This window comes from uncultured Pluralibacter sp., assembly GCF_913775985.1.
Taxonomy (GTDB): Bacteria; Pseudomonadota; Gammaproteobacteria; order Enterobacterales; family Enterobacteriaceae; genus Pluralibacter.
The window spans coordinates 1-21,984 of sequence record NZ_CAJYMB010000122.1; the positions used below are offsets into that span (position 1 = coordinate 1).

The 21,984-nt window shown below is 63.1% G+C and carries 25 protein-coding genes; 9 read left to right on the plus strand and 16 right to left on the minus strand.

Annotated features, from left to right (window positions below):
• A partial coding sequence (locus tag QZ766_RS14355; protein WP_297203054.1) for a molybdopterin dinucleotide binding domain-containing protein occupies positions 1-533 on the plus strand: 533 nt, incomplete at its 5' end.
• Between the two features lie 164 nt (positions 534-697).
• Here QZ766_RS14355 and QZ766_RS14360 read toward each other — a convergent pair.
• The gene (locus QZ766_RS14360) at positions 698-2,044 is read right to left on the minus strand and encodes an MFS transporter (RefSeq protein ID WP_297203055.1); all 1,347 of its coding nucleotides are present in this window, start codon (positions 2,042-2,044) and stop codon (positions 698-700) included.
• Between the two features lie 376 nt (positions 2,045-2,420).
• On the opposite strand from QZ766_RS14360, the gene QZ766_RS14365 reads away from it, so the two are divergent.
• A complete protein-coding gene (locus tag QZ766_RS14365) occupies positions 2,421-3,323 on the plus strand; it encodes an endonuclease/exonuclease/phosphatase family protein (protein WP_297203056.1) in 903 nt (300 codons plus the stop codon).
• Between the two features lie 33 nt (positions 3,324-3,356).
• Here QZ766_RS14365 and QZ766_RS14370 read toward each other — a convergent pair whose 3' ends face one another.
• Entirely contained in the window at positions 3,357-4,115 is a 759-nt protein-coding gene (locus QZ766_RS14370) for an IclR family transcriptional regulator C-terminal domain-containing protein (RefSeq protein ID WP_297203057.1), read from the minus strand.
• A gap of 153 nt (positions 4,116-4,268) precedes the next feature.
• Between QZ766_RS14370 and QZ766_RS14375 the strand changes: the two genes are divergently transcribed.
• The 7 genes from QZ766_RS14375 (at position 4,269) to dsrB (ending at position 11,284) form a co-directional block, all read left to right on the plus strand.
• Positions 4,269-5,090 (plus strand): shikimate dehydrogenase, encoded by an 822-nt coding sequence (locus QZ766_RS14375; RefSeq protein ID WP_297203058.1) that lies wholly within the window; start codon positions 4,269-4,271, stop codon positions 5,088-5,090.
• Positions 5,087-6,763, plus strand: a complete 1,677-nt coding sequence (locus QZ766_RS14380; protein ID WP_297203059.1) for an FAD-dependent oxidoreductase — start codon at positions 5,087-5,089, stop codon at positions 6,761-6,763. Before QZ766_RS14375 ends, QZ766_RS14380 begins: the two co-directional genes overlap by 4 nt.
• Before the next feature lie 13 nt (positions 6,764-6,776).
• Complete coding sequence (locus QZ766_RS14385) at positions 6,777-7,097, plus strand: NIPSNAP family protein (RefSeq protein ID WP_297203083.1); 321 nt, start codon at positions 6,777-6,779, stop codon at positions 7,095-7,097.
• A gap of 10 nt (positions 7,098-7,107) precedes the next feature.
• Complete coding sequence (locus QZ766_RS14390) at positions 7,108-8,808, plus strand: FAD-dependent oxidoreductase (protein WP_297203060.1); 1,701 nt, start codon at positions 7,108-7,110, stop codon at positions 8,806-8,808.
• A 29-nt stretch (positions 8,809-8,837) separates the two neighbouring features.
• A complete protein-coding gene (locus QZ766_RS14395; protein WP_297203085.1) occupies positions 8,838-9,656 on the plus strand; it encodes a sugar phosphate isomerase/epimerase in 819 nt (272 codons plus the stop codon).
• Between the two features lie 9 nt (positions 9,657-9,665).
• Positions 9,666-11,027 (plus strand): aromatic acid/H+ symport family MFS transporter, encoded by a 1,362-nt coding sequence (locus QZ766_RS14400; protein ID WP_297203061.1) that lies wholly within the window; start codon positions 9,666-9,668, stop codon positions 11,025-11,027.
• A 68-nt stretch (positions 11,028-11,095) separates the two neighbouring features.
• Entirely contained in the window at positions 11,096-11,284 is a 189-nt protein-coding gene (dsrB, locus tag QZ766_RS14405; protein ID WP_297203062.1) for a protein DsrB, read from the plus strand.
• Positions 11,285-11,325: 41 nt separating this feature from the next.
• Here the strand turns inward: dsrB and rcsA are convergent, their stop codons facing one another.
• The 14 genes from rcsA to fliF all read right to left on the minus strand — a co-directional run.
• Entirely contained in the window at positions 11,326-11,949 is a 624-nt protein-coding gene (gene rcsA, locus QZ766_RS14410) for a transcriptional regulator RcsA (protein ID WP_297203063.1), read from the minus strand.
• Between the two features lie 328 nt (positions 11,950-12,277).
• On the minus strand, positions 12,278-13,072 hold the full coding sequence (fliR, locus tag QZ766_RS14415) for a flagellar biosynthetic protein FliR (protein WP_297203064.1): 795 nt from the start codon (positions 13,070-13,072) through the stop codon (positions 12,278-12,280).
• A gap of 3 nt (positions 13,073-13,075) precedes the next feature.
• Positions 13,076-13,345, minus strand: coding sequence for a flagellar biosynthesis protein FliQ (gene fliQ, locus QZ766_RS14420; RefSeq protein WP_297203065.1), 270 nt, complete (start codon positions 13,343-13,345; stop codon positions 13,076-13,078).
• Between the two features lie 9 nt (positions 13,346-13,354).
• Positions 13,355-14,086, minus strand: coding sequence for a flagellar type III secretion system pore protein FliP (gene fliP, locus QZ766_RS14425; protein ID WP_297203087.1), 732 nt, complete (start codon positions 14,084-14,086; stop codon positions 13,355-13,357).
• Entirely contained in the window at positions 14,083-14,466 is a 384-nt protein-coding gene (fliO, locus tag QZ766_RS14430; protein ID WP_297203066.1) for a flagellar biosynthetic protein FliO, read from the minus strand. The genes fliP and fliO overlap by 4 nt, the downstream gene beginning before the upstream one ends.
• A 1-nt stretch (position 14,467) precedes the next feature.
• Positions 14,468-14,881, minus strand: coding sequence for a flagellar motor switch protein FliN (fliN, locus tag QZ766_RS14435; protein WP_297203068.1), 414 nt, complete (start codon positions 14,879-14,881; stop codon positions 14,468-14,470).
• A complete protein-coding gene (gene fliM, locus QZ766_RS14440) occupies positions 14,878-15,882 on the minus strand; it encodes a flagellar motor switch protein FliM (RefSeq protein WP_297203070.1) in 1,005 nt (334 codons plus the stop codon). Before fliM ends, fliN begins: the two co-directional genes overlap by 4 nt.
• Positions 15,883-15,886: 4 nt before the next feature.
• Positions 15,887-16,351: a flagellar basal body-associated protein FliL gene (gene fliL, locus QZ766_RS14445; protein WP_297203072.1), complete on the minus strand. Its 465-nt coding sequence runs from the start codon at positions 16,349-16,351 to the stop codon at positions 15,887-15,889.
• Positions 16,352-16,449: 98 nt separating this feature from the next.
• On the minus strand, positions 16,450-17,631 hold the full coding sequence (locus tag QZ766_RS14450) for a flagellar hook-length control protein FliK (RefSeq protein ID WP_297203074.1): 1,182 nt from the start codon (positions 17,629-17,631) through the stop codon (positions 16,450-16,452).
• Entirely contained in the window at positions 17,628-18,074 is a 447-nt protein-coding gene (fliJ, locus tag QZ766_RS14455) for a flagellar export protein FliJ (protein ID WP_297203076.1), read from the minus strand. Before fliJ ends, QZ766_RS14450 begins: the two co-directional genes overlap by 4 nt.
• 18 nt (positions 18,075-18,092) lie before the next feature.
• Complete coding sequence (gene fliI / locus QZ766_RS14460) at positions 18,093-19,457, minus strand: flagellar protein export ATPase FliI (protein WP_297203078.1); 1,365 nt, start codon at positions 19,455-19,457, stop codon at positions 18,093-18,095.
• Positions 19,454-20,149: a flagellar assembly protein FliH gene (gene fliH, locus QZ766_RS14465; protein ID WP_297203080.1), complete on the minus strand. Its 696-nt coding sequence runs from the start codon at positions 20,147-20,149 to the stop codon at positions 19,454-19,456. Before fliH ends, fliI begins: the two co-directional genes overlap by 4 nt.
• On the minus strand, positions 20,142-21,137 hold the full coding sequence (gene fliG, locus QZ766_RS14470; protein ID WP_297203089.1) for a flagellar motor switch protein FliG: 996 nt from the start codon (positions 21,135-21,137) through the stop codon (positions 20,142-20,144). Before fliG ends, fliH begins: the two co-directional genes overlap by 8 nt.
• A partial coding sequence (gene fliF / locus QZ766_RS14475) for a flagellar basal-body MS-ring/collar protein FliF (protein WP_297203081.1) occupies positions 21,130-21,984 on the minus strand: 855 nt, incomplete at its 5' end. The genes fliG and fliF, both read right to left, overlap by 8 nt.

A 21,984-nucleotide genomic window follows, 5' to 3' on the forward strand; every position in this document is an offset into this window, starting at 1 on the left:
ATGCCATTGCCAGAATGGGCTATCAGGACTGTAAAGCCATCCCTACCTGGATGGAGCCGCATGAGTGGTACCGCGGCCCGGAGGCGCAGCGCTATCCGCTGTCGCTCAATACCGGCCACCCAATTAACCGCCTGCACTCCCAGCTGGACAACACCCCGCTGCGGAAAAAGTATGCCGTTGCGGATCGCGAGGCTATCTGGATCCACCCGCAAGACGCCGAGAAGCGGGGCATTGCCGACGGAGATTTAGTCCGCGCGTTTAACGATCGCGGGCAAATTCTGGTGGGTGCCGTGGTTACTGAAAACGTGCGCAGCGGCGCGGTGCGCATCAGCGAAGGGGCATGGTTCGATCCGGCGGAGCCCGGCGAGGAAAAATCGCTGTGTAAAAACGGCAACGTCAACTGCCTGACGTTCGATATTGGCTCGTCCAGCCTGGCCCAGGGCAACTGCGGCCAGATGGCGCAGCTTGAAATTGAGAAATATACCGGGCCGGTGCTGAAAAATACCGCGCATTCGGTTCCGGCAGGCGCGTAGTTCAGACGGTTGTTGAAGCGTAAAAATCCCGCGGCGATCGCGGGATTTTTTGTTTTGGCGCTGGCTGTGCTGCGAACCTCATGGTTGAGGCGAGTGATAAAGTCAACGCAGCTTGAAGTATGCCGGGTATCAACAATAATCTGCAGCAGGACATTTACAGTAGTCTAACGCAGCGGCATTTTCCTTCCCAAAAGCAGGCAAATCCCCGCCACCGCCCCGGCCAGAACCGCCAGCAAATACATCAGCATTCTGTAGCCGCTATCCCCATGCGCGCCGTCGCCAATCACCGAAACCGCAAACGCAATCCCGCACGCGCCGCCGATATTGTGCACCGTCCAGGAGGTGCCCATTGCCACCGCGGCCCTATCGTCGGGTAACGCCCTGAGGGCAACCAGCGTTGAAGGGCCGAGGATCGCGCCCCAGCCCGCGCCAAAAAACAGCAAGGGGATAATCAGGAGCCAAACGCGGTGGCTCGCCATAGCGGGCGCCAGGCACGCGCCGGACAGGATAAAAAGCAGCAGACCGCAGATAATCAGCTTTTGCGGCCCGATCCGTTCGCTGCTGTTGCCGACCCACGCGGAAACTAAAGCAAAAGTGACGGTCGCCGGCAGCAGCAGAAGGCCGATTTGCAGATCGTTCAGGGCGGAAACGTTCGCCAGAAACAGCGGGAGCGAGAGCAGCACCGCGCAATAATAAAAGGCGAGGGAAAATGTCGCTGCCAGCGCGGCAATAAAAGTGCGTTTGCGAAAGAAATGAAACTCCACAATCGGCTGCGGAGTTTTTAATTCATGGAAAATAAACAGCAGGCTCAATAAAACGGCGGCCAGCAGAAGATAGCGACCGTTGCCGGGGCTCAGTTCAAGCGAAAAATAGCTCACCAGGCTAATAAGTGCGCCGATAAGCAGCAGGCAGCCGGGAATATCTAACCCGCGCGCCTGCACCGATTTTTGTTCCGGCAAATAGCGGGCGCACAGCCAGAGGCTAATCAGAATAAATGGAATATTGATTAAAAAGGCGTAGCGCCAGTCGAGCAGGCCGGAAAAAAGACCGCCGATAACCGGCCCTACCGCGAGGCCAAGTCCGTTGACGGCAAACAGAATCCCCAGCACCTTGCCCCGCTCGCTGTCGTTAAAAAGGTAGGTGATAATGGCTCCAGAGACAGTGTACAGAATGGCGCAGCCAATCCCCTGCACAAAGCGAAACAAGACCAGTATGGCAAAATGCGTCGTGACGCCAACAATCAGAGAAGCTGCTCCAAACAGCGCAAGCCCGGTCAGCAGAACACGCTTCCTGCCGTATTTATCCGCCACGCCGCCCGCCGGCACCATAAAGGCGGAAAGAGCAATCATAAATGCTGATGTTATCCACTGGGTATCCCGCAGCGGCGCCGCGAACTCTTTTCCAATGGCGGGAAGTACTGTATTGACCACCGTAAGGTCAATACAGCCTAAAAAGCTGGCGATACAAATTCCCGCCAGGCCCGCATACTTTCTGCTTATGTCAATTGTCATCGTCTTCTCGCCCGAATTACACGCCTGTGTAAATCCATTCGCAAGACGCTAGGACGGGCGGCAGCAGGGCTGCAACCACTATTTTGGCGCCAGAACGTCGCAGGGGATAATTATCTGTATTCACAGTTAATTTTCTATTTATTTTTATCGGCAATGAAAATGTCTTTTTTTGATAATGAGTGAATGTTGTTTTAATTGTGTAGATTTCAATCGCAGGATGATCGCTTGTTAATTATCCACACCTGATTGTAGTTAACACAATAATAACAAAAACGCACTTTCAACGCGGATAAAAGCCTGTGAATCGACTCACGTTAAAATAAGCCTTTATCCGCTACACTCTCCGCCAGTTATTAATGACCCTATTGAGTATGCTATGAAAAAGACCTTCGCGTTAACCCTGATGAGCCTCGCCTTTCTCTCCTTTGCGGGCCACGCCGGCGAGCCGCTGGCGGGCAATGAGATCCTGACCGTACAGAAGGGCGGAGTGCCGGATAAGGTCTACAAGACCAACAAGCCACATTTAAAAGTCGCAACCTATAATATCGGCAAAAACGACGCCTCCGGCAGCGTAACGGATTTCACCACGCTTAATGCCGCGGTTAAAAATATCAATGCGGATATTATTACCGTTGTCGAAATCGATAATAAAACCGCCCGCAGCCAGAAAGTCGACCAGCTTAAAGAAATCGCGGATGCCAATCATCTGCACTACGCCTTTGGCAAGGCGCTGGATTTTGACGGCGGCGAATACGGCGTCGGCATTCTGTCAAAATATCCCATTCAGCGCTCCCAGGTGGTCAACCTGCCTTCCGGCAAAGCCGAGCAGCGCGCGGTGCTGATGGCGCAGATTGCGGTGCCGGGCTTCGATTCGCCGGTGGTGATGATGGCAGCGCACCTGGACTGGCAAAAAGATCCCACCGTGCGCCTGATGCAGGCCCGGTACCTGCTTGATCTGAGCATCGGCGATGCCGCCTCGGATTTCAAAGACATCGCCTCGTCGATCAAAATTCTCGCCGGGGATTTCAACTCCACCCGCGACGAGCAGCCGCTGCAGGAGATCCGCTACTTCTTCAACGCCGTTGAGAAGCAGGGCACCGACTACCGCACCTGGCCGGCGGTTAACCCGGCTATCGACCTCGACCACATCTTCACTTTTAAAGGGCAGAAGTGGAACGTGAAGCAGCTGACCATTCCTCACGATTCGGCAAACTTTACCTGGTCTGCCGCCAGCGACCACTTGCCGGTGATTGCCGATCTGGAGCTGACCGAGCAGTAATTCTTAACCTGCGGAACCGCCGCGGCGGTTCCGTCAGGCCACCAGCATCTCCTGCGCGCTGTAGAGCAGATCCAGATGATCCCGGCACAGCGCCTCCATGCTGGTTCGCGACTGGTGGCTGGTTATGCTCAGCGCCCCCCAGTAGAGTCCCTCCCGGTCGGTAAGCGGTACCGCCAGCACCAGCATTCCTACTTCAAACTCCTTTTCCACCGTGGCGTAGCCCTGCTTGCGCACGTCGGCGATTTTATCCATCAGTTCGGGAACACCTGTGGTGGTATAAGGCGTGCGCTGCTCCCGCTTGAGCCGCTGCAGCACGGCGATGCACTCCGCTTCCGGCAGCGAGGCCAGCCACAGCCGTCCTCCCGCCGTGCAGTAGACCGGCACCCGCTCCCCGAGGCGCACCGAGGTGGAGCTAAACGGCGTGTGGTTGCTGCGGGCGATGTACACCAGCTCGTCATCGTCAATGACGCCTACGGAAGCGTGCTCTTCTGAGCGGCTGGCAATGTACTCCACCACCGGGCGCACCATACGCGGAAAGCGGGCGGAGTCGACGTAGGCCTGCCCCAGCCGCAGGGTTTTCGGCGTCAGCCAGTAGTGTCTTCCGTCGGTCTCTAAATAGCGCTCGTGAAGCAGGGTAAGCAAAAAGCGGCGGGCGGCACTTGGCGTCAGGCCGCTCATCTTTGCCACCTGCGGTACGGTCAGGCGCGGAAACTCCCGGGAAAAAAGCTGCACGATCGCCAGCCCTTTTTGCAGCCCGACAATCAAATCGCGCTGATGGATGCTGTTTTGCATATTAGATCACACTTACGCAACATTTTGGGTTAAGGAGTGCGATTATCGCAGCCGGATAGCGATTAACAAGCGACTCTGCGGGATTGTGCGTTGCTGGTCTCAACTTCCACTGAAATACTTTTACAACATTAAATTAACAAATGAGGTGCGGGTATGGTCAGCGGAACCACGCAGGTGGTGGCGGTTATCGGGCATCCGATTGCCCAGGTAAAATCGCCGGATAACTTCAATCATTACTTCGCCGGGCAGCAGATCGACAGCGTGATGATCCCGGTGGATATCGCCCCGGAGGCGGTTGATGCCTATCTGCAGGCGCTGCGCGGCTGCTGCAACATGAGCGGCGTGCTGGTGACCGTCCCACACAAGCAGCGCGCCGCCGCGCTGGTGGATGAGCTGACGCCGCGCGCCCGGCACCTCGGTGCCGTTAACGCCATTCGCCGCCTGCCCGACGGGCGCCTGCAGGGCGATATGCTGGACGGCCTCGGTTTTATGATGGCCGCGGACGGGCACGGTTTTAGCCCGGCGGGCAAGCGGGCGCTGCTCTGCGGCTGTGGCGGCGTCGGCAGCGCTATCGCCTGGTCTCTGTGTGAGGGCGGTATCGCCCACCTGGCGCTGCACGATGCCAGCCCCGCCATGCTACAGCAGCTGCAGCAGCGCCTGGCGCAGCACTTTCCCGGGGTGGCAATCACCGGGCTGCCGGACTCCCTCGACAATCTCGATCTGCTGGTTAACGGCTCGCCAGCGGGAATGCCGGGCTGCGATCTGCTGCCGCTTCCCGCGGCGCTGCTGGCATCGCTTGGGCCATCAACTCACGTGGCTGACGTGGTCACCGCGCCGGTGATGACGCCGCTGCTGACGCTGGCCCGCGAGCGGGGCTGCCCGGTGCAAACCGGACCGGAAATGGCCTTCGCCCAGATGCCGCTGCTGGGGGAGTTTATCGGCGCGATGCCCCGGCAGGCGGAGGCGGCGGTATGAAAAGCTGGGACGTTATCGTCATCGGCAGCGGGGCGGCGGGCTTTGCCGCGGCCGTTACCGCCTGCTGCGAAGGTCTGTCGGTGCTGATGCTGGAAAAAGCGCCGCAGTTCGGCGGCACCTCGGCTATCTCCGGCGGGGCGGTGTGGGTTAACGACACCGATCAGGCCAGAGCGCAGAATAAAAGCGGCTCGCCGGAAGCGATGAAAACCTATCTGCAGTCCACTATCGGCGCGGAGCACTACCGCCCGGACATCGTTGAGGCCTTCGTCAATACAGGCCGGGAAGCGCTGGCTTATCTGGAGCTGCAGGGCGCGGTGAAATACAGCCTGCGCCCGCTGTCGCCGGACTACTATCCGGACGAGCCGGGCGCCGTTGACGCCGGGCGGGCGCTCGAAGTGGTCGAGTTTGACGGCCGCAGGCTCGGGGCGCGCTTTCGCGATCTGCGCTCGCCGCCGCCGGGCATGCTGCTGTTTGGCGGAATGATGGTCAACCGGGTAGATATTCAGCACTTTCTCGATATGCGCCGCTCCGCGCGTTCGCTGGCGTGGTGCAGCAAGCTGCTGCTGCGCTACGGCCGGGATCGCCTGCGCTATCACCGGGGCACCCGGCTGGCGATGGGTAACGCGCTCATCGCCCGCATGGCGACGCTGGCCTTTGCGAAAGGCATGACCCTCGAACTTGGCGTTAACGTCCGTTCGCTGCTGGTGGAGCAGGGGCGGGTTGGCGGCGTAGTGGTTGATGAAAACGGCGAGCCGCAAACGCTGCGCGCCCGCCGTGGCGTGGTGCTGGCCGCCGGCGGTTTCGCCGCCGGAGAGATGGCGGCGCAGTTTCGCCCCCGCACCCGGGAGCACTTCACCATGTCGCCTGCTGCCAACGACGGCGCGGCACTGCGCCTCGGTGACGCGGTGAATGCCTTGCAGGGTGCCAACCTGGCATCCAATTTTTTCTGGGCGCCGGTATCGGTTCTTCGCCGCCCCGACGGCAGCGAGGAGCGTTTTCCGCATCTGGTGACCGACCGCGCCAAGCCCGGCGTGATCGCGGTCAACCAGCGCGCCCTCCGCTTCGTCAATGAATCCAACTCCTATCACCACTTCGCCAGCGCGATGCAGGCGAGCCCGGATAACGCGCCCTGCTTTTTACTCTGCGACGCCCGGGCGATGAAGCGCTACGGCCTGGGCCTGGCGCGCCCTGCGCCGGTGAACAACCGCGCGCTGGTGGAGGCCGGTTATCTGATTCAGGCAGATACGCTCGCGGCCCTGGCGGCGGCGCTGGGGCTTGACCCCGACACGCTCAAAGACACGGTAACCCGCTACAACCGCGATGCGGAAAACGGCGTGGATACCGGGTTTGCCAAAGGCGGCAACAGCTACAACCGGGCGCTGGGCGATCCGGGACACCGGCCGAACAGCTGCCTCGCGCCGCTCGTCGAGGGCCCTTTTTTCGCCGTGCGGCTTTACACCGGCGACCTTGGCACCTCCCGCGGTCTGGTCACTAATGGCCACGCGCAGGTGCTGAACCAGCAGAACCAGCCCGTTCAGGGACTCTACGCCGCAGGCAACGACATGGATTCGATGATGGCAGGCACCTATCCGGGGCCGGGCATCACGCTGGGTCCTGCGCTGACCTTCGGCTACCTTTCCGCCATGCATATGGCACAGCAGCAGACACTGTAACCAGGAGACAATGATGATTTACGAAAAACGCACCTACACCATCAACCCGCTGAAAATGGCCGACTGGCTGGCGCTGTATAAAAGCGATGCTTACGCGGTGCAGACCGAGCATTTGGGCAAACTAATCGGCTTTTTCTTTACCGAAATTGGCGTGGTGAATCAGGTGGTCCATATCTGGGCTTACGAAAGCATTGATGACCGCATGGAGCGCCGCGCGCGCATGGCCCAGGACGAGCGCTGGCTGACTTTCTCGCGCAAAAACCGCGAGCTGGCGGCGGTGGAGCGCCTGGAGTCGGTGCTGATGCGCCCGACTGATTTCTCTCCCCTGCAGTAAGGCGCGGATCATGAGCAGGCAGTTAACGGTTGATATGCTGGTGGTCGGTTCCGGCGCGGCGGGACTTGCCGCCGCCGTTACCGCCGCCCGCGGCGGCGCGCGGGTGCTGGTGGCGGAGAAAGCCTCCACCCTCGGCGGCACCAGCGCCTGGTCCGGCGGCTGGCTGTGGATCCCCGGCAATCCGCTGGCGCGGGAAGAGGGAATTACCGATACCCCGGAAGCGGCGCTGGCCTATCTGCAGCACGAGATGGGCGGGCAGCCTGCCGATGCGCGGCTGCGCGCATTCCTGCAATACGGCCCGGAAATGGTGGACTACTTCCATCGCCACACGGCGGTGCAGTTCCTCTCCGGCAGCCGGATGCCTGACTTTCACAACTCCCCGGGGGCAGCGGCAGGTGGGCGTTCGGTAACCGCGAAGCCGTTTGACGGCGGCCTGCTCGGCGACTGGCTGCACCGCCTGCGCCCGCCGCTGGAAACCATCAGCCTGGCAGGTATGGGCATCGCCGGCGGCAGCGACATGGCGCACTTTTTTAACGCCACCCGCTCGCCGCGCTCGGCGGCTTATGCCTCCCGGCGGCTGGTGCGCCACGGCTGGCAGCGCCTGCGGGCCGGGCGCGGTCAGCATCTGGTTAACGGCAACGCACTGGTGGCGCGGCTGCTGCGCTCGGCGCTTGACGCCGGGGTCGAGTTCGAGCTTAACGCCCCGGCGGTGCGCCTGCTTGCTGATGACCAGGGCGTAAGCGGGGCGGTGCTGCGCACCGACGGCGGCGAGCTGGCGATTCATGCCCGGGCGGTGGTGTTGGCCAGCGGCGGCTTTCCCCACGACAGGATGCGGCTGGCGCAGCACGTGGCCCACGCCCCGGAGGGCTACGGCCACTTTTCCGCCGCGCCGCTGGTTAATCAGGGAGACGGCATCCGCCTCGGTGAGTCCGCCGGCGGGCAGTTTGACGCGGCGCTGAAAAGTCCAATGGCGTGGGCGCCGGTGTCCCGGGTGACGCTGGCCAGCGGGCAGCAGCTGGTGTTTCCGCACCTGGTGGAGCGGGCCAGGCCGGGCTTTATGGCCGTGCTGCCCAACGGCAGGCGCTTCGTCAATGAAGCCGACTCGTACCACGATTTTATTGCCGGCCTGCTGGCGGCGACGCCTGAGGGAGAAACGCCGCAGGCGTGGCTGCTGTGCGACAGCCCCACGCTGCGCCGCTACGGTCTCGGACACGCCCGGCCGTTTCCTTTTTCACCGGCGGCGTGGCTGCGCAACGGCTACCTTACTGCCGGGAACACCCTTGAGGAGCTTGCCCGCCGCTGCGGCATCGATCCTGCGGGGCTGGCAGAGAGCGTCGCCCGCTTCAACGAATTTGCCCGGCGCGGCGCCGACCCGGATTTTCAGCGCGGGGCGTCCGCCTATAACCGGGCGCAGGGGGAGGCAGGGAAAACCCTCGGCGCGCTGCGCGAAGGGCCGTTTTACGCGGTGCGGATCCTGCCCGGCTCACTCGGTTCCTTCAGTGGTCTGGCGACTGACGAACAGGCCAGAGTTCTTGACGCCGCGCGCAGGCCAGTAAACGGCCTGTATGCCGTCGGCAACGATATGGCAAGCGTGATGCGCGGCTACTACCCCAGCGGCGGCATTACCCTCGGGCCGGGAATGACCTTCGGCTATCTGGTTGGCAAACAGGTGGCAGCCCGCTGCGGCAGCGCCGGAATGCCGCAGTCTTAACCCTTATTCTCTACATCACGGGAGTCATGATGAGTACGCGAATGTTGTCGCTGGCGGCGCTAACCACGCTGGACGTTCCCCCTGCGGAACAGGTGCGCATTGCCGCACAGATTGGCTATACCCACGTCGGGCTGCGGCTGCTGCCCGCCACCCCGTCGGAGCCCGATTATAAACTGCTCGGCAATACTGCCGCCGTGCGTGAAACCCGGGCTGCGCTGCGCGAAACCGGCATCGGCGTCTCCGATGTGGAGATCGTGCGCCTGACGCCGGATTTTACCCTCAGCGATCGGCTACAGCAGTTCCTGGAAACCGCCGGCGAGCTGGGCGCGTCCCAGGTGCTGGTGGCCGGGAACGATCCGCAGCAGGCACGCTGTGGACACAACCTTGCCCTGCTGGCGGAAGCGGGGCGCCAGTACGGGTTAACCATGAACCTGGAGCCGATGCCCTGGACCGACGCGCCCACCATCGCCGCCGCCCGGGCCATTATTGCCGAAAGCGGATGCGAAGAGGTGGGGATCCTGGTGGATGCGATTCACTTCTGGCGCGCCGGGGAGTCGCTGGAGGCGCTGCGCGCGCTACCGGCGAACACCTTTAACTACATGCAGCTGTGCGACGCGCCCGCGCGGGCGCCGGACAGCGTGCAGGGCCTGATCGATCAGGCCCGCGTTGCCAGACTTGTCCCCGGCGAAGGCGGGCTCGATCTGCACGGCCTGCTGCGGGCGCTGCCCGCCGGGCTGCCGGTGTCAATCGAAGTCCCGCTCGGTGGGGAACAGGGACGTTTGCCGCCGTCAACCCGCGCCCGGCTGCTGTACGATGCCGCGCTTGCCTACTTGCAGCCAGCTCCGTGAGGATCGCCTATGCCGCAGACCCAACGCCTTGACGTCAGAGAGTTAATTAATACCCTTCCCCTGAGCCGCTATCAGAAGCTTATTGTGCTGCTGGGCTTCGTGGTTATTGCGCTGGACGGCTTTGATATTGCCATCATGGGCTTTATCGCGCCGTCCCTGAAGCAGGAGTGGGGCATCGCCCACTACGAACTCGGCTTTATTATCAGCGCGGCGCTGATCGGCCTCGCCCTGGGAGCGATGCTCTCCGGCCCGCTGGCGGATCGGATGGGGCGCAAAAAAATCATCGTTAACAGCGTGTTCTTTTTTGGCTTCTGGACCATAGCCACGGCGTTTTCCCACAGCGTGGAGCAGATGGTTTTCTTTCGCTTTATGACCGGGCTGGGGCTCGGCGCGGCGATGCCGAACATCAGTACTCTGGTCTCAGAGTATGCTCCCGAGCGGCGGCGCTCGTTCCTCATTACCCTGATTTTCTGCGGATTTACCTTCGGAGCGGCGGTGGGCGGATTCACCGCGTCCTGGCTGATCCCGGCCTACGGCTGGCACGCGCTGATGGCGCTAGGTGGTATTCTGCCGCTGCTTTTCGCGCCGGTGCTGATTATCTGGCTGCCGGAATCAGTACGATTTCTGGTTATCCGCCGCGCCCCCGCGGCCCGGGTACGGGCCATCCTCCAGCGGCTGTGGCCGGAACACATCGGCAACGACGCGGAGTTTGTGATGCCGGCGCAGGCGCCGGGGAAAAGCGCGGCGCGAATTGTGCTCTCCCGGGAGTACCGCTTTGGCTCAATGATGCTGTGGCTCACCTATTTTATGGGGCTGTTTCTGGTCTATCTGCTCGGCAGCTGGCTGCCGACGCTGGTCAAGGAAGTTGGTCTCAGCGTAACCCAGGCGGCGATCATGACCGCCATTTATCAGGCGGGGGGCACCATAGGTTCGCTGTTTGCCGGCTGGCTAATGGACAGAATCAGCCCGCACCGGGCGCTGGGCATCATTTACGCCGCGGGCGGCTTGTTTACGGTAGCGATAGGCTTCGCCGATACCAGTTTTGTGCTGATCTGCCTGCTGGCGTTCGGCAGCGGCGGCTGCCTGTGTGGGGCCAATACCGGTATGAACGCGCTCTCGGCCCGCTACTATCCCACCGAGGCCCGCGCCACCGGCTCCAGCTGGATGCACGGCGTTGGCAGGCTGGGGGCTATTCTGAGTGCTTTTGCCGGAGCCGAAATGATTGCCCTGAATCTCAGTTTCAGCACCGTCTTTATGCTGCTCGGCATTCCGGCGGCGGTGACGGTTGCGGCGCTGGCGGCCAAGCGATATGCCCTACAGCGTCAGCCAACCGGCCCGGCCCCGGCGGCGGTCGATAAAATCAGCAGTTAGCCACTAACGCCTGCCTGAGCGCGGGGTTTTGTTCTACACTGGCTGAAGTTAAAGACAGGAGAGCAGTTATGGAAGTTAACGATCGCGTGACGGTCAAAACTGACGGCGGCGCGCGCAGGCCCGGCGTGGTGCTGGCGGTTGAGCCCTTCAATGAGGGCACCATGTACCTGGTGTCGCTGGATGATTATCCGCTGGGGATTTGGTTCTTTAACGAAATCGGCCACGCGGACGGGGTTTTTGTCGAAAAGGCCGACTAGGCAACGCGCTGCCGGCGGAGTTCTCCACCGGCGGCGCAGCGCTAGCGCATATTGACGCAAATGCCGCTGGTGACATTATCCGCCAGCCGGAAGACGTGATAAATAACCTGCTTATTGTGGGTTTGAATTTTCCGCTTAATATTACCCTTGTGGGATGACACGGTTTTCGCCTTAATATTCAGCAGATCGGATATTTGCAGCGTATTTTTGCCGTTCATCCACATGCGCAGCATATCGGATTCGGTGCGGCTGAGGGTTAAAGTAGGGATATTAAGGCCCGTGCGCGGCAGACCGCTTTTTTTCAGGTGCCCGGCGAGCAGGGCATCCAGCGACTCTGGCTTAATGGACTTGGAGCCAATCAGCAGGTTTTTTCTGACCAGTAAACAAGCATCGTAATGGACGTTGGCAATCGACATAAAAATAATAAACAGCGTGTCGCGACTGTCGAGAATAATTTGCCGAATTTGCTGGCTGTGCTGCGCGTGGTGAATAAAGCAGTCTTCGTTAATAAATACCACCGCCGGCGTTTTTAACCGGCAGGCGGCCTGTAATCCGCTGGCGCGCTCCACGTAGCGGATGTCGCGGCCCTTCACGCCGCGGTTCATCAGGTATCCGGTCAGCCCCAGCCGGGTAAAACTACAGAGATCCATAATAATCATTGACATGGCACATCCTCACCAATGAGCGTCGATAAATAACCCAATGTTCGCCTGTGTCTTATATATCCGCAGTCCAGCCCGCCATCCGCCCGGGTGTTAAGGGGGTTACCGCGCGCTGTTCAGATAAAATAGTGCAGCCAAAAATATAAAGAACACAATCCACAGCCGTCACTATCCCGGAAAGGCGGCGGCAGTTTGCCAGGAATCTTCTCAAAGCATTTTGGCGCAGGCGTGCAAAAATTCAGCGACGGGCGATTATCCTGCGTCAGCCTTATAGTCGGTAAATAGTGCGGTGATTTACTTTGAGAATTACCTCAGGATAACCATGAATATATTATGGAGTTGCGCGTTGCCCCATGTCGGCCATTATCGCCGACAGTAAATCAAATAATTCGCTAAACAGATGCTCGCAAAACGGGGCAACCAGCGGCATCAGCGCCGCCATTAAAATAAGGCCGACGGTGAGGGTGACCGGAAAGCCAATCACGAACACCGACAGCTGCGGCGCCATGCGGTTGAGCATCCCCAGCGCCAGATTGAGGGTCAGCAGCAGGGTAATGATTGGCAGGGCCAGCATCAGGCCATTAAGAAAAATCAGCCCGCCGGCGCGGGTGAGCGCCAGCCAGGCGCTGCCGCTGAGCGGCAGCCCGCCCACCGGCAGGGTGTGGAAGCTGTCTACCAGCAGCGAAATCAGCCACAGGTGGCCGTCCAGGGACAGAAACAGCAGCAGCGCCAGCAGGTCGAGGATCCGTGCCAGCACCGGCATGCTGATGTGGCTACCCGGATCGACAAAAGTGGCAAAGGAAAGCCCCATTTGCAGGCCGATAAGCTCCCCGGCAAAGCGCACGGTGGCGAACGTCAGCTGCATGGTAAAGCCCAGCGCGGTGCCGATGAGGATCTGCTGTAGCGCAATCCACGGCGCGCTGGCGGAAAACGGCGTGGCGTCGCTGGCGGGCAGCGTGGGGGCGACAATCACCGTTATCAGCACCCCCAGCCCTAACTTGACGCGCTTAGGCACTGATTTCTCGCTGAGGATCGGCGCGGTGGCTACCAGCGCCAGAATGCGCAGCAGCGGCCAGAAATAGAGGCTCAGCCAGTGCAGCCACTGGTCGCTGGTGAACTGGATCATCCGCTAGCCGATGATGTAGGGCAGGTTGGTAAACAGCGTGCGCACGTAGTCGAGCAGCAGGTTCAGCATCCATGGCCCGGCGACGATCATCGCCACGAACACCGCGATGATTTTGGGAATAAACGACAGCGTCATTTCGTTAATCTGGGTTGCGGCCTGCAGGATGCTGATAATCAGGCCGGTGATCAGCGCCACCAGCAGCAGCGGCGCGGCCAGCGCCAGCGCCACTTTCATCGCGTCTGTTCCCATCAGCATTACGGATTCTGGCGTCATCGGCGCACCTTAACTGTAAAAGCTCTGGGCCAGGGAGCCCACCAGCAGTTGCCAGCCGTCCACCAGCACGAACAGCATCAGCTTAAAGGGCAGGGCAATGGTGGCGGGCGGCACCATCATCATCCCCAGCGCCATCAGCACACTGGCTACCACCAGATCGATAATCAGGAACGGAATAAAGACCGTGAAGCCAATCTGGAAGGCGGTTTTCAGCTCGCTGGTGACGTAAGCCGGCAGCAGGATGCGCATCGGCACCGCTTCAGGCCCGTCGAGAGGCGGTGTATTCGCCAGCCGGGCGAACAGGGCCAAATCCGCCTCGCGCGTCTGGCGTAACATAAACGCGCGCAGCGGCTGGGCCCCGCGCTCCAGCGCCTGCTGCATTGAAATCTTCTCTTCGCTGAAGGGCTGCCAGGCGTCGGCGTAAATCTTGTCCAGCACCGGGGACATAATAAAAAAGGTCAAAAACAGCGCCAGCCCCAACAGCACCTGGTTGGGCGGCGCCGACGCGGTGCCGAGCGCGTTGCGCAGCAGGCCGAAGACGATAATGATGCGCGTGAAGCTGGTCATCATCAGCAGCACCACCGGAATAAAGGTCAGCGAGGTGATAAACACCAGCGTCTGCACCGGCAGCGACCAGCTCTGACCGCCCCCCGGCAGCGGCTGGCTTACCAGTCCCGGCAGCTGAGCCAGCGCGGCGGGAGAAAGCAGCAGCAGGACAATAATTGCCAGCAGGCGCATCAGGATCGCTCCGGTCGTTTGAGGATGGTTTTCATCAGCGAGGCAAAATCGGCAGCCTCGGGACGCGCCGCCTGCGGCGCGGCGGGAGACGGCGGCAGCGTGTGCAACAGCGTCACCTGCTGGGCGGTTACCCCCAGCACCAGCCGCGCGTCGTCGACATCGACAATCACCACCCGCTCGCGCTGGCCGAGCGCCGCGCTGGCGCTCACTTTTAGCCCCTGCTGGCCGGCGCGGCGCCCGCCGCCCACGCCGACGCGGCGGGCGAGCCACCCCGCGGCGAGGATCAGCAGAATAATACCCAGCAGCGCGCCGCTGACTTCAAGCAGCGGCGCGGCGGGGGAAGGCGCGGCGGTGGCGGGCTGTGCGACAGTCTGCGGCGTCATGTCAGCGGCTCAGACGGCGCATGCGCTCGGAGGGGGTAATAATGTCGGTGATGCGCACTCCGTACTTATCCGCCACCACCACCACTTCACCCTGGGCAATCAGGTAGCCATTGATCAGAATATCCAGCGGCTCCCCCGCCAGTCCGTCCAGCGACACTACTGAACCCTGGGTCAGGCGCAGCAGCTCTTTAATGGTCATTCTGGTGCGGCCCAGTTCGACGGTCAGCTTGACCGGAATATCCATAATCAGATCGATATCCTGCAGCGTGCCGCTGACGTCGCCGCCGCCGAACTGCTGGAATACCGCATCCGCGGCGCCGCCTGCCGACGCGGCTTTTTGCTCGTTCATCGCCTCGGCCCACAGGTCGTCCGCGTCGCCGCGTTCGGCATCGGAGGGCGGGATTTTCTCACTCATTCAGACGCTTCCTCGTTCAGCGAATTCAAAATCGGGTTAATCAGGTGTTCGACCTTAAGGGCGTACTGCCCGCCCACGGTGCCGTACTGGCTGGTGAGCACCGGCACGCCGTCGACGTGGGCGATAATGCGCTCCGGCTTGTCAATGGGCAGCACGTCGCCGGGCTTGAGGGTCAGGATCTGCGACAGGCGCAGGGAGATATCGGTAAAGTTGGCCACCAGCTCCAGCTCGGAGTGCTGCACCTGGCGCACCAGGTTTTCGCGCCAGCTGGCGTCTTCCCGGCGGGCGTTCTCCAGCGGCGGGTTGACCAGCAGCTCGCGCAGCGGCTCGATCATGCTGAACGGCAGGCAGATATTAAACTCGCCGCTCAGGTTGCCAATCTCGACGTGAAACGGCGTGTTAACCACGATGTCGTTCGGCGAGGTGGTGATATTGGTGAACTTGACCTGCATCTCCGAGCGCACGTACTCCACGTCCAGCGGGTTGATTGCCTTCCACGCCTCCTGATAGCTCTCCAGCGCCAGCTTCAGCATCCGGTGGATCACCCGCTGCTCGGTGGGCGTAAATTCGCGGCCCTCCACCTTGGTGGGGAAACGGCCGTCGCCGCCGAACAGGTTGTCCACCGCGATAAATACCAGCTCCGGCGAGAACACCAACAGCCCGGTGCCGCGCAGCGGCTTGAGGTGGATCAGGTTCAGGTTCGTGGGCACCGGCAGGTTGCGGGCAAACTCGTGGTACGGCTGGATGCGGATCGCCCCGACGCTGATATCCGGGCTGCGGCGCAGCAGGTTGAACAGCCCCATGCGGAACTGGCGGGCGAAGCGCTCGTTGATGATTTCCAGAGCCTGCAGGCGCTCGCGCACTGCCCGGCGCTGGGTATTGGGATCGTAAGGGCGCACGTGGGGAGCCCCCGCGGTTTCCGGCCCCGGCATTTCTGCACCGTCGGCGTCACCGTTCAGCAGGGCGTCAATTTCCGCCTGAGAAAGAAGATTGTCTCCCATCGGCCTACCGCAGGATAAACGCGGTGTACAGCACGTCGGTGACCACCTGGCCGGGCTGTCCGGGCACCAGCGGCCTGCCGAGGGTCTGCTTAATGGCTTCAATCAGCTTCAGCTTGCCAGTGTCGGTGGCCAGCACCGCGGCATCCTGGCGGGAGAACAGCAGCAACAGGCGGCTGCGCACTTCCGGCAGATAGTCGTTCAGCCGCGCGCGGGTGGCTTCATCCTTCAGGCGCAGGGTGATGCCGATGTACAGCACCCGGTCCGCGTCGCCGAGGTTAACGGTAAAGGTTTCCAGCGGCCAGAACACCGGCGCGGCGGGAGGCGCGGCTTTAGCAAGCGCAGCTGCGGGGCGCTGCTGCTGGTGCCAGTAGGCATAGCCGCTGGCGGCGCAGGCGATAAGAGCCGCCAGCGCGAGCAGCGCTATCCAGCGCGGGCGGCGTTTAGTTTTGACTATCGCGGAGTCAGTCATCGGTTTGCTGTTTCCTGTGTTGCATATCCGGGCATTATCCCGTCTTCCCCCGCGGGCAAAGGGCGGAAAAGGCGGGCATATTCGCGCTACCTCCGGCGTTAGGCGAAGGTATCGACGGCGCCGTCGCCGCGCGCGCGGGCCAGCAGCGAAGCCGGGGCGGCGGCGCTGCCTTTATTATCGGCAGCCTGCGGCCTTCCTTCAGGATGCGGTAACGCGGGCGGCGGCTGTCTGTCTGCCTGCTGCTGGCCCGGCGAGGCGTCGCTGCCGATAAAGCTCTGGGCGAGCTGAATGCCGCTGTCCGCCAGCGAGGTGCGCAGCTGGGGCAGGGCCGCTTCCAGCGCGGCGCGCACGTGGCCGTGCCCGGCGAGCATCTGCAGCTGGGCCTGGTTGTCATCGAGCTTCATGCTGATGGTTATCTGCCCCAGATCCTGCGGATGCAGAGTCAGCTCGGCGCGCTGCTGCCCCTGGCGGGTAAACAGCGTGATGTGCTGGCTGACGCTCTGCTGCCACTCCGGGGTGCCGAGCCGGGCGTTAATGTCCGCGGTGGGCGCTGCGCTGGTGGTCGCGCTCGCGCTGCCCGGCGGGGGCGGTGTCGTAAAGCTGATAGCGCCATCTGCAGTAGCCGGCGCGGGCTGCGGCAGCCGGGCGCTTCGGGCGTCGCGCCCGGCTGGCGGCTGGGGAAGATCCTTTCCGTCCGGCAGCAGGCCCTGCTGCGGTGCGTCCGCCGGAAGAGGTTTGTCTGCGGTATCGCGATTTACCGGGTTCGCGCCCGGCCCCTGCGCCGCGCCGCGCGCGGTGGCAACCTCTTCCGCAGCTCCGCGAGAAGCCTCTGCCTCAGAGCGAAGCGCCGCGCCGGACGCTGCGGCCGGCGGGAACGGCATCGGCAGCAGCGCGTCAGGATCGGTGACGACCGCCGGTGCATCATCGCCGGACGCTTTTTCATCGTCGTCCGGCGCGCCTTTCAGGTGCGAACCGGCGGTGCCGACCGGTGCCGCGCCGCCCGGCAGCATCGCCAACAGCGCGTGCAGGCTGGCGTCTTTCGTCCGCTCGGCCTCGCCGGACGGCGGTTCAGCCGCCTCAGGAGCCGGTTTCAGCGCGGCGTTCTCTGCCGGACTTTTGCCTTTGGGCAGGCCGCGCGCGGCGGGGCGTGCCGCCGCGTCGGGCGCGAGGGCATCGCCCAGCAGACCAGCAAAATCAGCGGCGTCAGTAGCGCTGGCCGCGCCGGCGCGCGGCAGCGCGTCGGGCCCGGAGGCGGCGCGAAGGCCGGGAAGGGGCATCATTCGGGTTTCCTCTGTCCGGCCCGCTGGGCGAACTCGTCCATTTTTTTCTGGTCAAGGCGGTTTTCCGCCAGCAGCGCGGCGGCGCTCTGCCGGTCCTGCAGCGTCAGCCAGGCCTGCAGGCGCTGCTTCTTGTCGCGCCAGGCTCCGAGCGCCATCTCCACTTTCTGCTGCCACTGGCGAACCTGGCCGCGGTGCTGATCGATAGCCTGCTCCAGCGTCTGGATAAACTGCTGATAGTTCTGCCAGCGCTGGCTGGCAATGCCCTGTGCCATGTCGCTACCGAGGCTGGTCTGGTACTCAAGCTGGTAGTCCATCAGCATCGTCAGCTGCTCCTCCGCCTGCTGACAGCCGCGGCGCATCTCCCCGAGCAGGCGGGCGGCGCTGTCGACTTCCTGTTCGGCGAGGGTTTTTAAAGTGTGCAGGGCGCCGTTGGGCTGGGTCATTGTCTTCCTCTTTACCGGCTAGCGGGCGGCCGGAAAAATATGTTCAAGGGCCTGCAGGGAGGCTTCAACATCGGCCTGCTCGAAAATACCCTGCTGCAGAAACTGCTCCAGCTGCGGCCACAGGGCGATAGCGCTGTCGAGCATCGGATCGCTGCCCCGGGCGTAGGCCCCGACGCTGACCAGATCCCGGTTGCGCTGGAAGCTCGACAGCAGCTGCTTGAAGCGGCGCACCCGGGCGTAGTGCGGTTCGCTGATCAGGGCGGTCATTGCCCGGCTGATGGAGGCCTCAATATCAATCGCCGGGTAGTGGCCCGCTTCCGCCAGCCGGCGGGAGAGCACTACGTGACCGTCGAGGATCGCCCGCGCCGCGTCGGCGATCGGATCCTGCTGATCGTCTCCCTCGGTGAGCACGGTATAAAAGGCGGTAATGGAGCCGCCGCCGCTGACGCCGTTACCCGCGCGTTCCACCAGCGCGGGAAGCTTCGCAAACACCGAGGGCGGATAGCCTTTGGTGGCGGGCGGTTCGCCAATCGCCAGCGCGATTTCGCGCTGGGCCATTGCGTAGCGGGTCAGGGAGTCCATGATCAGCAGCACGTGCTGGCCGCGATCGCGAAAGTCTTCCGCGATGCGGGTGGCGTAGGCCGCACCCTGCATCCGCAGCAGCGGCGATACGTCCGCCGGGGCGGCGACCACCACCGAGCGGGCGCGCCCGTCGCGGCCGAGAATGTTCTCGATAAAATCTTTCACTTCGCGGCCGCGCTCGCCGATAAGGCCCACCACGATCACGTCGGCCCGGGTGTAGCGCGCCATCATGCCCAGCAGCACGCTTTTTCCGACGCCGGAACCGGCAAACAGCCCCATCCGCTGGCCGCGCCCGACGGTGAGCAGGGCGTTAATCGCCCGCACGCCGGTGTCGAGCACGTCTTCAATCGGCGTGCGCTGTAGCGGGTTAAACGGCGCGGCGCCCAGCGCGCCGCTTTCGCCGGTCTCCGGTGCGGGAAGCCCGTCCAGCGGCCTGCCGCTGCCGTCCAGCACCCGGCCCAGCAGGGCCGGGCCGAGAGGCAGCCGACGGCCGTCCTGCGCCCCGCTGCCCCGCGCAAAGACCCGCGCGCCGGGGAGGATGCCTTCCACCTCCTCCAGCGGCATCAGGAACAGGCGCTGGCCGCTGAAGCCAACCACTTCGCTCTCCACTTCGCGGATCTCGCCGCCCTGCAGGCGCTCAATCACGCAGGTGGCCCCCAGCGGCAGCTGCAGGCCGGTGGCCTCCAGCACCAGACCGGTGGCGCGGGTCAGCCGGCCGTAGCGGCGCGCGGCGGGGAGCTGGGCTATAGCCGCTTCTGCGGCGTCGAGCGCCGCCAGCCAGCGAGTCAGGTAGGCGCTCACGGACGTCCGTCCGGCGCCGCCAGGCGGCAAATCGCCTGCCAGCGCGCGCTGAGGCTGGCATCAAGGCTGCCGTCATCGGCGATAACGGTGCATCCGCCCCGGTGCAGGGCCGGATCGCCGCGCAGCTGCCAGCCGTGCTGGGCCAGCGCCGGGCCCGTCATCTGCTCCACAATCTCAAGATCGTCCGGATGCACCCGCAGCTGCGGCCTGCCGCTGAACAGCGGCTCCTGCTGCAGCAGCTGCTGGATTTGGGCGATCAGCGCGCCGCTGTCCACCGGCAGGGCGTGGCCCAGCACCTGCCGCGCCGCCGCCAGCGCGGTCTGCATCAGGCGGGAGACAATCACGCTGTCGAGCGCGTCGAGCGCCTGCTGGAAGTCGGCTACCAGCTGCTGCATTTGCTGGTGAATCACCGCCTGCTCGTGCCGGGACTGGGTAATGCCTTGCGCCGTGCCTTCCGCCAGACCCTGCTGGTAGCCCTCGGCGTGGCCCGCGCTGCGGCCTTCGGCCAGCCCGGCGCTGTAGCCTTGTTCGTGAGCCTGCTGCCGGACGTGCGTCAGATCGGCATCAGGCACCTCAGCCGACGGCGCGTCCGGGGCGGCCAGTACGCTGCTGTCGGTTACCGGAGCAGACGCGGGGGCAGGGGAGAACAGATCCTCCGGCTGCCAGCGCTGCCAGGCGTCGCTATCAGACATAGGCATCGTCTCCGCCGCCGATCACCATTTCGCCGCTCTCCGCCAGGCGGCGCACAATCAGCAGAATAGCTTTCTGTTCGTTTTCCACCAGCGACAGGCGCACCGGCCCGCGGCTGGCGAGATCGTCGCGCAGGATATCGGCAGCGCGCTGGGACATGTTGTGCAGGAATTTCTCCCGCAGCGGCGGCTCGGCGCCTTTGAGGGCGATCAGCAGCGACTCGGAGTCCACTTCCTGCAGCAGGCGCTGGATGCTGCGGTCGTCCACGTCCACCAGATTTTCGAACAGGAACATCTCGTCGATAATTTTTTGCGCCAGCTCGCCGTCGAAGTCGCGCACCGCGCCGATAATCGCCTCCTCCTGCTGAGTCTTCATCAGGTTAAGGATCTCGGCGGCGGTGCGGATGCCGCCCATTTTGCTGCGCTTGAGGTTCTGGCCGTCGAGCAGGTTGTTGAGCACTTCGGTCAGCTCCGCCAGCGCGGCGGGCTGCACGCCGCCAAAGGTAGCGATGCGCAGCATCACGTCGTGGCGCAGGCGCTCGTCGAACAGCGCGAGAATATCAGCGGCCTGGGCCCGCCGGAGGTGAACCAGAATGGTGGCCACGATCTGCGGATGCTCGTCGCGAATGAGATCGGCGGCGCTCTGGGGCTCCATAAAGTTAAGGGTATCCATGCCGCTGGTGGTTTCCCGGGTGTCGAGAATATCCTCCAGCAGGCTGGCGGCGCGGCTTTCGCCGAGGGCCTTCACCAGCACCGCGCGCAGATAGTCGCTGGTATTAATGTTCAGGGCGGCGTACTGCTCCGCCTCCTGCTCAAATTCTGCCAGCACCTGGCTCAGCTGGGTGTTGGAGATCTGGCGCATGCCGGCCATCGAGGCGCTGATCTGCTGCACCTCACGGTTGCTGAGGTGCTTAAAGACTTCCGCAGCGCGATCTTCGCCCAGGGTCATCAGCAGAATGGCGCTTTTCTCGCTGCCGGTCAGATTACTCATTGTCATTATTCATCCACTGGCGAATGACCAGCGCCGCGGTGCGCGGGTCGTTGTCGGACATCTCGCGCACGCGCTGAGTCAGCTCATCGGCGCTGGCGCGGCGAACCTGCTGCTGCTCGTCCCGGCTCAGGCGCACGCTGACGCCGTCGTCGGCGGCCTCGCGGGCCGCGGCCTGCGGCGCGGGTGCCGCCGGAGTTGCTGGCTGCAGAAGGCGCAGCTGTGGGCGCACCGCTTTATGCCACAGCAGCCAGGCCACCAGGGCAATCAGCAGCCACTTTCCGGCTCCAAGCAGCATGTCGAAGAAGGCACTCTGTTGCCAGAACGGCAGCTCGCCGCCGCTCTCGTTGCTTCCGGCAGTAAAGGGCGTGTTGACCACATTGAGAGTATCGCCGCGTTCGCTGGTGAAGCCCATCGCCTCGCGGGTCAGGTTTTCAATCTGCTTCATCTGTTCGGCGCTTAGCGGCAGCGGTTTGCCCTGCGCCGCTTCGCGGTAGTTGACCACCACCGCCGCGGACAGGCGCTCGATATCGCCGACGTTCATTTTGGTGTGCCGCACAGTGCGGTCCACTTCGTAGTTGGTGGTTTCGCTGTTTGAGGTGCTGCTGGCGCCGCCCTGGCCGCTGGTGCTGACGCCGCTGTTGCGCGGCTGTTGCTGCTGCTGCCCTTTCTGCTTCGCGTTCGCGGTCGTGATGGGGGCGCTGGGAGCGGCAGACGGCGTATTGGAGAGCGCGCCGGGCACGCCGCCGGCGGACTGGCCGCTGCCCTGGGCGCTCTGGCTGGACTGGCGCGAGCGCACCGCCGCCCGGTCGGCGGCGCCGTTGGGGGCATACTGCTCTTCGGTCTGCTC